General features: G+C 59.1%; 13 protein-coding genes. 9 read left to right on the forward strand and 4 right to left on the reverse strand.

Annotated elements, in window-relative coordinates; genetic code table 11:
• Positions 1 to 162: 162 nt before the first annotated feature.
• Both AC6I8V_RS20870 and AC6I8V_RS20875 read right to left on the reverse strand, forming a co-directional pair.
• A complete protein-coding gene (locus AC6I8V_RS20870) occupies positions 163 to 924 on the reverse strand; it encodes a dimethylarginine dimethylaminohydrolase family protein (protein ID WP_497846379.1) in 762 nt (253 codons plus the stop codon).
• A gap of 84 nt (positions 925 to 1,008) precedes the next feature.
• The gene (locus AC6I8V_RS20875; RefSeq protein WP_497846380.1) at positions 1,009 to 1,410 is read right to left on the reverse strand and encodes a VOC family protein; all 402 of its coding nucleotides are present in this window, start codon (positions 1,408 to 1,410) and stop codon (positions 1,009 to 1,011) included.
• A gap of 156 nt (positions 1,411 to 1,566) precedes the next feature.
• Here AC6I8V_RS20875 and AC6I8V_RS20880 point away from each other — a divergent pair, with 156 nt between their 5' ends.
• From AC6I8V_RS20880 to AC6I8V_RS20890, 3 genes are all read left to right on the forward strand, one after another.
• Positions 1,567 to 2,502 (forward strand): bifunctional helix-turn-helix transcriptional regulator/GNAT family N-acetyltransferase, encoded by a 936-nt coding sequence (locus AC6I8V_RS20880; protein ID WP_497846381.1) that lies wholly within the window; start codon positions 1,567 to 1,569, stop codon positions 2,500 to 2,502.
• 203 nt (positions 2,503 to 2,705) lie between these two features.
• On the forward strand, positions 2,706 to 3,356 hold the full coding sequence (locus AC6I8V_RS20885) for a LysE family translocator (protein ID WP_497846382.1): 651 nt from the start codon (positions 2,706 to 2,708) through the stop codon (positions 3,354 to 3,356).
• 24 nt (positions 3,357 to 3,380) lie between these two features.
• Positions 3,381 to 4,226, forward strand: a complete 846-nt coding sequence (locus tag AC6I8V_RS20890) for a substrate-binding domain-containing protein (protein WP_497846383.1) — start codon at positions 3,381 to 3,383, stop codon at positions 4,224 to 4,226.
• Positions 4,227 to 4,265: 39 nt separating this feature from the next.
• Here AC6I8V_RS20890 and AC6I8V_RS20895 read toward each other — a convergent pair whose 3' ends face one another.
• Both AC6I8V_RS20895 and AC6I8V_RS20900 read right to left on the reverse strand, forming a co-directional pair.
• Positions 4,266 to 5,051 carry an SDR family oxidoreductase gene (locus AC6I8V_RS20895; RefSeq protein WP_497846384.1) on the reverse strand — a complete coding sequence of 262 codons (786 nt, stop codon included), beginning with the start codon at positions 5,049 to 5,051 and terminating at the stop codon, positions 4,266 to 4,268.
• Positions 5,052 to 5,104: 53 nt separating this feature from the next.
• On the reverse strand, positions 5,105 to 6,001 hold the full coding sequence (locus tag AC6I8V_RS20900; protein ID WP_497846385.1) for a GntR family transcriptional regulator: 897 nt from the start codon (positions 5,999 to 6,001) through the stop codon (positions 5,105 to 5,107).
• A 188-nt stretch (positions 6,002 to 6,189) separates the two neighbouring features.
• Between AC6I8V_RS20900 and AC6I8V_RS20905 the strand changes: the two genes are divergently transcribed.
• The 6 genes from AC6I8V_RS20905 to AC6I8V_RS20930 are packed head-to-tail and all read left to right on the forward strand — an operon-like array spanning position 6,190 to position 11,942.
• The gene (locus tag AC6I8V_RS20905) at positions 6,190 to 7,002 is read left to right on the forward strand and encodes an ABC transporter substrate-binding protein (protein WP_497846386.1); all 813 of its coding nucleotides are present in this window, start codon (positions 6,190 to 6,192) and stop codon (positions 7,000 to 7,002) included.
• Between the two features lie 29 nt (positions 7,003 to 7,031).
• Complete coding sequence (locus tag AC6I8V_RS20910) at positions 7,032 to 7,757, forward strand: amino acid ABC transporter permease (protein ID WP_497846388.1); 726 nt, start codon at positions 7,032 to 7,034, stop codon at positions 7,755 to 7,757.
• On the forward strand, positions 7,754 to 8,500 hold the full coding sequence (locus AC6I8V_RS20915; RefSeq protein WP_497846389.1) for an amino acid ABC transporter ATP-binding protein: 747 nt from the start codon (positions 7,754 to 7,756) through the stop codon (positions 8,498 to 8,500). Before AC6I8V_RS20910 ends, AC6I8V_RS20915 begins: the two co-directional genes overlap by 4 nt.
• 13 nt (positions 8,501 to 8,513) lie before the next feature.
• Positions 8,514 to 9,689: a M20 family metallopeptidase gene (locus AC6I8V_RS20920; RefSeq protein ID WP_497846390.1), complete on the forward strand. Its 1,176-nt coding sequence runs from the start codon at positions 8,514 to 8,516 to the stop codon at positions 9,687 to 9,689.
• Complete coding sequence (locus AC6I8V_RS20925) at positions 9,686 to 10,786, forward strand: mandelate racemase/muconate lactonizing enzyme family protein (protein WP_497846392.1); 1,101 nt, start codon at positions 9,686 to 9,688, stop codon at positions 10,784 to 10,786. The genes AC6I8V_RS20920 and AC6I8V_RS20925 overlap by 4 nt, the downstream gene beginning before the upstream one ends.
• Positions 10,773 to 11,942 (forward strand): M24 family metallopeptidase, encoded by a 1,170-nt coding sequence (locus tag AC6I8V_RS20930; protein ID WP_497846393.1) that lies wholly within the window; start codon positions 10,773 to 10,775, stop codon positions 11,940 to 11,942. The genes AC6I8V_RS20925 and AC6I8V_RS20930 overlap by 14 nt, the downstream gene beginning before the upstream one ends.

Genomic DNA, 11,942 nt, shown 5'->3' on the forward strand with positions numbered 1-11,942 from the left:
CATAATAATCCTCCTTAGTTATCAGTGGGTGAACGGGTGACGAAACTATAATGTTAAGAAAATGTTTTTGCCAGAGCGGATTTCGCCAGCGTACTCGGGATGCCAGGCAAAAGCGGGATTCTGATCCCTGCGAAACAGAATCCTTGTGCAATCAGAACCCGGTCAGAAACGCAGCGAGAGACACGTCAGCCCGCCATCCATTTTCCGTATTTCACTGGTGTCTAATTCGATAATCGGCATCTCAAGTTTGCGTAATTGTGCCAGTGTTGCCGGATAACCGGCAGGCGTGATTAATGTGCCGTTTACCAGCAGGGTATTGCCAGCATAGATCTCATCATCAGGGATAATAAGATGATTGTATTGGGCGAACGGGGCCAGCTGCGCAAACTTTTCCGTCGAGATAAGGGTGTTTTTGCCGACATAATTAATGGCCGACTTCAGGTGCAACCCCTCATCAACTTCAACCGCAGTGACGTGGTAGCCAAAAGGTTCAACAAGACGGGCAAATTCGCTGATACCGGCCTCATTGGTGCGCGTCGTTAGCCCAATGTAAAACGCTTTGCCGATAAGCATCACGTCGCCACCTTCCAGCGTTCCGTTGTCGCTCATGGTTCTGACGGGACGAAATCCCTCCAGCACGCTTTGAATGGAAGCCACTTCTCCGGCCCGCGCTGGCGCGCCAGGATGGGTGATCACCGCCAGCTCCGGCAGTACCACCGCCGTATCCTCGACAAAGTGTGCATCAGGAAAATCATGTTCCGCAGGGAGCAGACAAACCTGCAATCGCAGCGACAGCAGCGCATTGAGATAATCCCAGAATTGCTTGCGCGTTAAGTCTGCATCAGGTATCCCGAGTGATGCTGTTGTCAGGCCAGCGGCACAATTATCAGCCGGGAGTCTTGCAATAATCTGATTAAAAACCATCGGTTATTCCTTTAATTTACCCATCGTTACGCGTTAGACAGTAGATATAGCCTTTTTAAGACAGCAGGGACAGTGCTGGCCGATTTATGCCGCGACAACCGGCCAGTGCTGGCACTGCAACACCACGCGGTAGCCATCGTGATCGACAAAGGTCTGGCCCTGCTGGTTCCAGTACGGATTAAATGACGTCGCTGGCGTAAATCCCGCCGCCTGCATACGCTGACAGGCGAGCTGCCAGTCTTCCCGAAGCGGGAGATAAATCACCAGCAGATCTTCCTGCGTCGGGCGGGGCGCAACCGGGTGATGATGGCAAAAGGTAAATTCGAGATGCCACGGCATCTCAGCACGCCCCAGCATCACCCCGCTAAACCCCGCGTGGTTGTCAAAACTGCCGATTTCAGTAAGTTCCAGCCCCTGGCAATACAGGGTACGACTGCGCGCCAGGTCAGTGACCGGCCGGGCAATACGCATTTGATAAAATGGCATGGCAATCAATCCTTTGTGAAGGGCCGTCGCGCCCACATCACTGACTATAGACGCGTCACATTTGCCAGATGATCGTTTGTGCTATCGAGGCTGCTTGACAAGTCAGCCAGCAAAATGGTTGTATGATACAACTTTATATTTATACGATTAACTACCATGACCGACACCGCCCTGATCCAGACTATTCGTGCTTCATCGCGCCTGATGGTGCGTGAACTGGGTTTTATGAACACCACCCTGGCCGCCACCGATTACTCGCCTTCAGCGGTGCATACGCTGCTGGAGGTCGCCCATCACGACGGCATGACCGCCGCTCAACTGGTGAATATCCTCGGTCTGGAGAAATCCAGCGTCAGCCGTATGCTCAGTAAATTAATTAAAGCGGGCGAACTCGCCGAGTTGCCTTCCGCGCAGGATGCGCGCGCCAAGCAGCTGGTGCTGACGGAGCAGGGTAAGGCGAGCGTGGGCAGAATTAATGACTACGGCACCCGGCGTGTGGTGGATGCACTGGCGCATCTCAGCCTGCCGCAGCAGGAGGCGGTGGCGCAGGGCTTAGCCGCTTATGCCGGGGCGCTGAAAGCCTGCCGCGATCGCACCCCACCCAGCCGCGATAGCGGGATCACCACCGGTTATCAGCCCGGCCTGATTGGTCGGGTGGCGGAAATGCACGGCTGTTACTACGCCCGCCAGCATGGCTTTGGTCACTTCTTCGAAGGCAAGGTGGCCGCCGGACTGGCTGAATTCTCCGGCCGCCTTAGTTCACCACGCAATCAAATCTGGGTTGCCAGCCAGCAGGGGCGCATTGTCGGTTCGGTGGCGATTGATGGTGAAGATCTGGGAAATAACGAAGCCCATCTGCGCTGGTTTATCCTCGACGACGGCTGTCGTGGGGGCGGCGTAGGGCGTCAGTTGCTCAGCGCGGCAATGGCGTTTTGTGATGAGCAGGCGTTCTCTGCGGTGCAGCTGTGGACGTTCAGCGGGCTGGACGCCGCCCGCCGTCTGTACGAATCCGTTGGTTTTACCCTGACGAAAGAGTGGCAGGGCGAACAGTGGGGCAAAGTCATGCTGGAGCAGCAATTTACCCGGCGTTAAATAACCGTAATCTGCTTTTGCGCCATCCCGCTATCAGGCGGGTCATCAACAATCAGCGTGCTGGCGAGTGACAGGTCGCCAGGTGCGGACGGCGCGGCTTGCTGGTCATCCCCCCTGACGCGCCAATTTAATACAGCGTCAGGGTGTGGATTTTTGTTAAGCGCTGGTTAAAATCGACTATCGGTTTTTAACAGGAGCGCCTTATGCTGGACATCACCCACTTTCCGCTTTTTCTCGCCTCGGTGTTTTTATTGTGCATCACGCCCGGCCCCGATTTGGCTTACGTTGTCGGACAAAGTGTGGCGAATGGGCGACGCTCCGGGGTGATCTCAGCAGCGGGCGTGGCATTGGGCAGCTGCACGCACGCGGTGGCCAGCGCCATTGGCCTCACCGCGCTGATTGCAGCCTCTCCGATCCTGTTCAGCGTGATTAAGTATCTGGGCGCGGCTTATCTGATTTTTCTCGGCAGCAAAATGGTGTGGAGCACCTTTTTCGCCGCCGACGGCACCACGCAGCCAGGGCAGCCTGACGCAAAGCCGCGCGCCAGTGCGCACAGCCTGCTGACGCGGGGTCTGATTACCTCGGTGACCAATCCCAAGGTGCTGCTGTTTTTTATCGCTTTCTTCCCGCAATTCGTGGTGGTTGATGGCAATCATCACGCGCAATCCTTTTTTATCCTTGGGCTGACCTATGCGCTGATTGGCTTTATCACCGATACCAGTTTCGCGTTGCTGGCCGGAGGGGCGGCGAGCGCGGTGGCGAAAAATGCCGTGCTGCAAAAGGTGCTCGATCGGGTGGTGGGCATTACCTTCGTCGGTCTTGGGATTCGTCTGGCGTTCACCCGTCGCGGATAAACCTGTTTTATGGAGACGCAGTGGATGGCAACTAAACCAGCGATTATCGGTATCGTCAGCGATGAGTTCAGCAACCCTAATACCGTCAAAATGCTCAATGAGGTCACCCGGCAGCTGAATGCGCGGGGTTGCCTGACGCTGCTGCTGAATATCGATTCCCGCGCGCATTATCAGTCGTTATCGCGTATGGCTGGCGAACTACAGGTGAAAGGCCTGGTTTTTCTCACCAGCCTGTTCAGCGCGGAACCGGTGCAACTGCCAGCCATCTGGCTGACCGGCCAAAGCGATGGCGCATCGGCCCGGCATCTGAGTATTGATGGGTACGAACCTGGTGCGGAAATCGGCCGCCTGTTACTGGCGCACGGGCATCAGCGCTTTGGTTTTATGCGCGGCCAGGATTCGGCGCCAGCGCCCCGCCAGCTGAGCGGTTTTAGCGCCAGCTTAACTGCGGCAGATAAAACGCTGGATCAGCTATTGGTGGCCGGTCATGACGAGCGGGAACAGGCTTATCAGGCGATGATGGCCTACCTGAAAAAGGCACGGGCCGCCGAGCGTATTCATGCCCTGTTCTGTGAAACGGATGTGCTGGCGTTCGGGGCTATGCAGGCGGTGCGGGACTTTGGTCAGGGCGCGCATATCGCCATGGTGGGTTTTGATGATGTGGATGAGGCGCGTTCTTCCACCTGGCATCTCACCAGCTGGGCGCCGCGGCGGGATCTGCTGGTGGCCGAAGCGCTCAACCGTTTGCTGGAAAACCGTGCAGATGACAGCGGCGCATGGCAGCAGGGGGAATTACAGATCCGCCATTCACATCATGGCAGGCATGTTCACGGTGAAATGTCCCAATGCGGCTGCGCCAGCCGACATTAACCAGGTCGGCATTAATGCCGACCCTACGGGAACCTAACGCTAAATCGCGTCAATCATCCCGCCATCCACGCGGATCACCGTCCCGGTGATATAACTGGCTGGCACGCTGGCGAGAAACGCCGCTGTCGCGCCGTACTCTTCCGGTGCGCCATAACGACCCGCCGGAATACCCTGACGACTTTTCTCCGCCACCGCATCCGGCGTGCTGTTCTCACGTTTCGCTTTGATGGCATCCAGCTGGCTGACACGATCGGTGGCGATGCGGCCGGGCACCATCACATTGACGGTGACGCCATCCGCTGCAACCTCGCTTGCCAGGGTTTTTGACCAGCCGAGCAAACTCATCCGCAAAGCGTTCGACAGCGCCAGATTCGGGATCGGCGCCACCACGCCAGAGGACGTCGAGGTGATGATGCGTCCCCAGCCGCGCTGACGCATGGCGGGCAGCACTTTATCAGTCAGCTGAATCAGCGAGGAGACCATCAGCGAAAACTGCTGCTGCCAGACCTCCGCATCGGTACCCTGGGCGCTGGCGGGCGGCGGGCCACCGGAGTTGTTGATCAGAATATCGATATCGCCCCAGTGCTGACGAATCTCATGCAGTACCGCATCGAACTGCTGCGGGGCGGCCAGATCCAGCGTCCAGGCGTGCGCGGTGCCGCCCTGTTGTTCAATCTGCGCGACGGTTGCCGCCAGCTTTTCCTGGTTACGGCCGGTCACCGCCACTTTTACCCCTTCCTGCGCCAGTGACAGCGCCATTGCCCGGCCTAAACCGCTACCTGCGCCACAAACCAGCGCGACACGTTGTTGTATTTGCAAATCCATAAAACGACTCCTGATTGTATTTTCAGGATCGTAATGTGCAAAAATGATGCCGATTATTTACGTGGCCGCTTAATCGTTACCTGGTCATAGGCGAATTGCAGATGTTTTTGCATCAGGCTGGCGGCCAGCTCCTGTTTGTTTTCCCGCAGGGCATCGATAATCGCCACATGCTCCTCGCACCACTCCTTCACACGGCGTTTGTTGTGATAACTGCCGAACTCCATCAGGCGGCGCAGGCGGTTCTGCTGCTGAATCGCCTGCAACACAAACAGGTTGCCGCTGGCTTCGGCCAGCAACTCGTGAAATGACGCATCGGTTTCGAAGATATCTTTGGCCGGAACCTGAGTGATATCCGGGTGGGTAATCAGCCACAGATGCTGGGCGCGCAGACGTTTCAGCAGCTGGCGATCAACCCGCAGCTGCGGCGTCAGCAGGGCGGCAGGTTCAATCATCAGGCGGAAACCGTAGCTGTTGCGCAGCGCCACATCTGAGTTCAGCGTCTGCTGGAAACGCCAGCCATGCCCGGCGTTGCGCGCAATCAGGCCATCTTCCGACAGCTTCACCAGCGTCCGCGTCAGTACCCCGCGATCCACCTCATAGCGCTGAACAATCTCGGTCTGGGTAAAGGACTCCGGCAGGGTGCCCGCAATCCGATCCCGGACCAGCAATTCATACAAGGTTTGATCATTACTTTGCGTCTGTTCGATGTTCAGCTGTTGCAGTTCATCAGCGCTCTTCAGCAGGAAGAAACCCTGATTGGGCCGGGCTTCCACCGCCCCCAGCCGGGTCAGTTCTTTTAATCCGGCGCGCACGGGCGTACGTGAGACGCCTAACGCATCGGCCAGATGTTGTTCCCGTAAATGATGACCTGGATCGAATCTTGCTTCATATATCAGGTCAAGGATTTGCCGGGCAATGCGGCGACTACTCGCCGTTGAGTCAGGCTGCATGGATAACCTATCCTGGAGTGTATTATTGTGGTTTGAATATACAATAACATGCGGAAAGGTTTGCAGCTAAATAAAGCAGGAACTGCACGATAAGCGTGCAAGTGCACCAGGAAGGGACGTGTTTTTGTCATCAGGATTGTATTTGTTGATTCACAAAATCCAATTGTAATCTTAACCAGGAGAAGACGATGTCCAGTTCTTATTTCACTTTACGCCGTATGCGCGGATTGATGTTCACCCTGGCGCTGCTGCCACTCGCCAGCCACGCCGCACCGGAACGCGTCACCCCCGGCAAACTGACCTATGGCACCGCCGCGACCTTTATGCCGTTCGAGTTCGTCAAAGACGGCAAGCTCACCGGTTTTGATATCGATCTGATCACCGCGCTGAGCAAACACCTCAACCTGACGCCAGCACCGATGGCAATGGAGTTTAAGGGGCTGATCCCGGCCTTGCAGGGCAAACGCCTCGACATCATCAACTCCGCGATGTACGTCAACCCGACGCGCGCCACCCAGGTGGATTTTGTTCCTTACCTGAAAATCGGCAGCCGCGTGGTGGTTCGCAAAGGCAATCCGGCGGGGATCACCGGCCGTGATATGTCGCTGTGCGGCAAAAACATCGCGGTGACCTTAGGCGGTATCGAAGAGAGCCAGGCGCGCGTCGACAACAAAAACTGCGTCGCCGCCAGCAAACCCGCCATCAACGTGCTGACCTTCCCGGCCGCTACTGACTCCGCCGTTGCCGTGGCTCAGGGCCGCGCCGATGCGGAATTCCTCTCCACGCCGGGTACCCTGGCGCTGTTCAGCGAAAAGCCGGACATGTTCGAAGCGGTAGGGCCGGAGTTTGAAGCCGACACCCATATCGCCTTCGCGGTGCGTAAAGGCGACAGCGAAACCCACGCGCTACTGGAGAAGGGCCTGCAAAGCCTGGTGAAAGATGGCACCTACAAGCAACTGATTGAGAAATGGAACTTCCCGGATTCCGTTGCCATTTTCTGATGCGTTTTCGTCGTTAACCGGAGATAGCTATGTCGATTGATTTAATGTGGCAGTACTTCCTCTCCCCTGAGTTTTTGCAGGGTGCGTGGATGACACTGTTAATCACCCTCTGCTCACTGTTGTGTGGCGTGGTGCTGGGTCTGGTACTGGCCCTGCTACAGGAGGCGCCTTTCCGTGCAGGCAAAGCGCTGGCGTTTTTCTACCTGTGGCTGTTTCGTGGCACGCCAGTGCTATTCCAGATCATCTTTGTCTACAACGTGCTGCCTGGCTTCGGCTTACGCTTCTCCGCGTTTACCTGTGCAGTGCTGGCGCTCTCGCTGAATGAGGGCGCGTATATGGCAGAGATCCTGCGTTCGGGCCTCCAGGCGGTGAAAAGCGGACAGCGCACCGCCGGGATGGCGCTGGGCATGACCAACGCGCAGATCATGCGCAAGATCGTGTTGCCGCAGGCGGCGCGCATCGTGCTGCCGCCAATGGGGAATCAGATGATCAGTATGCTCAAGTCGAGCGCGCTGGTGTCGGTGATCGCGGTGCAGGAGCTGCTGCTGGTGGCCAACCAGGCAGCCAGCGCCAGCTTCCGCTACTTCGAAGCGCTGTGCGCCGCCGGTATTTACTATCTGCTGCTCACCACGCTGTTCATGATCTTCCAGTCGTGGCTGGAGCGCACGCTTGATCCTAAACAGCGCCGCCGCAAAAGCCAGAAAGGGCAATCCCATGAACTCAAACTGCCTAAACCCGCCCGGGAGGTGTCATGAACCATGAACGCAAACCGTTGCTGGAAATGATCGGCATCGACAAAACCTTTGGTCGTCAGACCGTACTGAAAAATTGCTCGCTCAGCGTCAATCGCGGCGAAACCGTGGTGCTGATTGGCCCGTCCGGTTCGGGCAAATCGACGCTGCTGCGCTGCGTCAACCTGCTGTCACCTGCCGACAGCGGCGACGTGTTTTTTGGTCGGCAAAACATCAGCCGGGGTGAAGTGCCGCCGCATCAGCTGCGTCAGCGTATCGGCATGGTGTTTCAGAACTACGAGCTGTTTTCCCATCTCACCGCGGCGGAAAACATCATGCTGGCGCCGATGACGGTGCTGGGCGTCAACCGTATCGAGGCACGCAAGCAGGCCGAAGCGCTGCTGGCGAAGGTGCGTATTAACGAGCGCGCCGACCACTTTCCTGACGAACTCTCCGGTGGACAGCAGCAGCGTGTGGCGATTGCCCGGGCGCTGGCAATGAAGCCGGAGCTGATGCTCTACGACGAACCCACCTCAGCGCTGGACCCGGAGATGATCCGCGAAGTGCTGGATGTGATGGCGGAACTGAGCGCAGAAGGCATGACCAGCATGGTGGTGACTCATGAGATGGGCTTTGCCCGTCGCGCCGCCAACCAAATCCTGTTTATGGAGGAGGGCGAGATTATCGAACGCGCCAGCGCCCAGGACTTTTTTACCGGCCAGGTCAGCGAACGCGCGCAGCGTTTCCTCGACCAGATTTTACATTAATAGCGGAGTTCCTATGAGCAGTTACCAGGCAGACAGCGTACGTATGAAGCGGGACCTCGCCGCGCTGGTCGCCATCAATACCGAAAACCCGCCGGGCCAGGAGCGTGAAGCGGCCGAATGCGTGGCAGGCTGGCTGCGCGACGCGGGTTTTGATCTCTCTTTCAGTGAATATGCACCGGGCCGGACCAACGTCATCGCGCTGCTGAAAAACGGCGACGGCCCCTGTTTTGCTTTCAACACCCATCTGGACACCGTCCCGGCGGGCAGCGGCTGGGCCAGCGATCCCTTCACCCTGACCGAACGCGAAGGGCGTTTGTATGGTCGCGGTGCCTGCGACGCCAAAGGCCCGCTGGTGGCGATGGTGGAAGCGCTGCGTATGCTGGCGGCCCACCGCCACCACTGGTCCGGCACCCTGATGGGGGTATTCACCGCCGATGAAGAGGTGGCCAGCGAAGGGGCCAAATTTTATGTGCGCGATGCGCCGCCCGCGATCGACTTCGCGGTGATTGGCGAACCCACCTCCAACGCCACCTTCTCGGCGCATAAAGGCAGCCTGCGTCCGCGCGTGCGGGTGAAAGGGGTGACGGCGCACTCCGGCACGCCAGAGCTGGGCATCAACGCCATTTATCAGTCGGCGAAGCTGCTCGGACTGATCGAGGAAGCCCATCATCAGCAGGTGCGCTGCCGCTGCCATGCGCTGGTTGGCAATGCCAGCTTAACCGTCACCCGCGTGCACGGCGGCCATGCCGATAACGTGGTGCCGGACAGCTGCGAACTGCTGCTGGATCGCCGCATGGTGCCAGGCGAAGACGAAAACGCGGTGAAGGCCGAACTGCAACAGCTGCTCGATCACGCCAAAGCGCAATCCGGCGTGGAGGCGGAGATTGTCGCCTGGCAGCCGACCACCGGTGGCGCGACCGAGACCGACAGCAGCGAAGCCATTGTGCAGCACAGCCTGCTGGCCTGCCGTCGTCACGGCCAGGCCGAGCCGGGGCCGTTCGGTTTCCAGGGCGGCTGCGATCTGGTGCACTTCCGCACCCTCGGGGCCAAAGGGGTGGTGATTGGCCCTGGCGCACTGGCGGTGGCGCACAAACCCGATGAGTTTGTACCGGTGGAGGAGTTTATCGCCGCCGCCTACATCTACCTCGATGTGGCGCTGGCGATGCTGTCGCTGGAGGCGCGCGCGTGAAAGCACAACTGTGGCGCGGCGATCTGCATTACGCCGGGGTAACGCTGCACACCGCCGCCTCCGGCGCGGTGCATGCGCTCGATACGCTGTGGCTGCGGCTGACAGACAACGGGGTGACGGGTATCGGCGAGGTCCGACTCAACATCAGTTATCTGCACGGCTACAGCGAACAACAGGTACTGAATAATCTGCTGTCGATGCTGACGCAGTGGGACTGGCGGGCGGATGCGCAAACCCTGCTGACGGCGGTACATGCGCCGACAAGCCCGCTGCTGGCGCCGTCTCGCATGGTGCTGGATATGGCGCTGCACGATCTGCTGGCGCAGCAGGCGGGTGTCAGCGTTGCGGCCTTGCTGGGCGCACCGGCGACGGCGGCAGGCTACGCCACCAACCAGACGCTGTTCTGGGGCAGTGACGCTCAGCTGCTGGAGCAGGCGCAGAGCTACGTCGAACGGGGTTTTACCCAGCTGAAACTGCGCACCGGCGTGGCGGATTTCGCCACCGATCTGGCGCGGCTGCACCGCCTGCGCCACGCCTTTGGCGACGCGATCTCGCTGGCGATTGACGTCAACGGGCAATGGTCGCTGGCCGAGGCGCATCAGGCATTGCCGCAGCTGAGCGCGCTCGGCCTGAGCTATATCGAGCAGCCGCTGGCCCCGGCGGACGATCGGCATCTGTCCGAGCTGGCGCGCTACGGCATCCCGCTGATGCTGGATGAAAGCCTTAACAGCGCCGCCGCCATTGAACGGCTGATCGCCGCGCAGGGCGCGCTCTGGGGCCATCTCAAGCTGGTGAAGTTAGGCGGACTGGCTCCGACGCTGCAAGCCGCTCGTCGTCTGCAAGCCGCCGGGGTGCCTTTTATGATCGGCCAGATGAACGAAGGTCATGCGGCCACGGCGGCGGCGTTGCAGCTGTGCCGCGTGCTGCAACCGGCTTATGCCGAACTCTACGGCGCGGATGGGTTAACCGACGATCCCGTCAGCGGACTTTGTTACCGCCATGGCCAGGTTGCCGTGGATGATTCTCCCGGCCTGGGCGTGCAGTTTGCTGCCGCCCGCGCCACTTTCCTTCAGGAGTTTAGTGATGCAACAGCTTAATAATGTGGTTCAGGGCAGTGAATCGGCTTTCAGCGCCGACGAATATGCGCTGCGTATCCAGCGCACCCGTGAGCGTCTGAATGCAGCGGGTGTGGATGTGATGATCGTCACCGGACCGGAAAACATCTTCTGGCTGACCGGTCAGCAAACCCCCGGTTATTACACCTTCCAGGCGCTGCTGCTGCCGGTAGAAGGGGATCCGGTGTTTGTTATTCGTCAGCTGGAATACTTCAACTTTATCGCCAACACCTTTATTTCTGATGCCGCCATCTACCAGGACGGCGACAACCCGGTGGATTTTCTGGTCGGCATGTTGCAACAGCGCGGCTGGCTGAATAAACGTATCGGGCTGGACAAACGCGGCTGGTTCCTGCCGATCGCGGTGTACGAACTGCTGCAAAGCAAACTGGGCGCCATTGCCGATACTGCCGGGGTGATCGAGCCGCTGCGGGCGGTGAAATCCGCGGCAGAAGTGGAAAAGATCGCCACGGCGGCGCGCTACGTCGATGCCGGGATGCGGGCAGGCATGGCGGCGATCCGCAGCGGCAGCGATGAGAACGCGCTGGTGTCGGCGATGATGGGCGCGGCGATTGCGGCCGGTTCTGAATATGTGGGCATGGAGCCGCTGGTATCGAGCGGTCCACGCAGCGGCGTGCCGCATGGCACCTGGCGTCGCCGCGTGTTGCAGGCTAACGAACCGGTGTTCCTCGAAATGGCCGCCGCGCACGATCGTTACCACGCGGCGCTGATGCGCTCGGCGTGGATTGGCCGTCCACCGGCGATTGCGCTGGAGATGGAAAAGGTGTGCCAGGAAGCATTGCAGGCGGCGCTTGACGCCATCCGTCCGGGCGCGACCTGCGCCGAGCCGCACATCGCCTGCCAGAAGGTGATTGACCGCGCGGGCTTCACCGACAACTTCAAAAAACGCACCGGTTACTCGATTGGCGTGTCGTTCGCACCGGACTGGGGCGAAGGCGGCATCCTCAGCCTGTACAGCGGTGTCACCACCGAATTGCAACCCGGTATGACCTTCCACATCCCGCCTGCGCTGCGCATTTACGGTGAATTCACCGTTGGCGTCAGTGAAACCGTGGTGGTGACGGAAACCGGTTATCGCCAGCTTGGCAGTCTCGCTCGTCCATTAACTTTGCTGTAA

The sequence above is a fragment of the Pantoea sp. X-Soil-TKNS-1207 genome, assembly GCF_059730485.1.

Excerpts from the sequence above, each read along its gene's own strand:
- AC6I8V_RS20870 (WP_497846379.1), bottom strand. The coding sequence starts at position 924 with ATGGTTTTTAATCAGATTATTGCAAGACTCCCGGCTGATAATTGTGCC.
- AC6I8V_RS20875 (WP_497846380.1), bottom strand. The coding sequence starts at position 1,410 with ATGCCATTTTATCAAATGCGTATTGCCCGGCCGGTCACTGACCTGGCG.
- AC6I8V_RS20880 (WP_497846381.1), top strand. The coding sequence starts at position 1,567 with ATGACCGACACCGCCCTGATCCAGACTATTCGTGCTTCATCGCGCCTG.
- AC6I8V_RS20885 (WP_497846382.1), top strand. The coding sequence starts at position 2,706 with ATGCTGGACATCACCCACTTTCCGCTTTTTCTCGCCTCGGTGTTTTTA.
- AC6I8V_RS20890 (WP_497846383.1), top strand. The coding sequence starts at position 3,381 with ATGGCAACTAAACCAGCGATTATCGGTATCGTCAGCGATGAGTTCAGC.
- AC6I8V_RS20895 (WP_497846384.1), bottom strand. The coding sequence starts at position 5,051 with ATGGATTTGCAAATACAACAACGTGTCGCGCTGGTTTGTGGCGCAGGT.
- AC6I8V_RS20900 (WP_497846385.1), bottom strand. The coding sequence starts at position 6,001 with ATGCAGCCTGACTCAACGGCGAGTAGTCGCCGCATTGCCCGGCAAATC.
- AC6I8V_RS20905 (WP_497846386.1), top strand. The coding sequence starts at position 6,190 with ATGTCCAGTTCTTATTTCACTTTACGCCGTATGCGCGGATTGATGTTC.
- AC6I8V_RS20910 (WP_497846388.1), top strand. The coding sequence starts at position 7,032 with ATGTCGATTGATTTAATGTGGCAGTACTTCCTCTCCCCTGAGTTTTTG.
- AC6I8V_RS20915 (WP_497846389.1), top strand. The coding sequence starts at position 7,754 with ATGAACCATGAACGCAAACCGTTGCTGGAAATGATCGGCATCGACAAA.
- AC6I8V_RS20920 (WP_497846390.1), top strand. The coding sequence starts at position 8,514 with ATGAGCAGTTACCAGGCAGACAGCGTACGTATGAAGCGGGACCTCGCC.
- AC6I8V_RS20930 (WP_497846393.1), top strand. The coding sequence starts at position 10,773 with ATGCAACAGCTTAATAATGTGGTTCAGGGCAGTGAATCGGCTTTCAGC.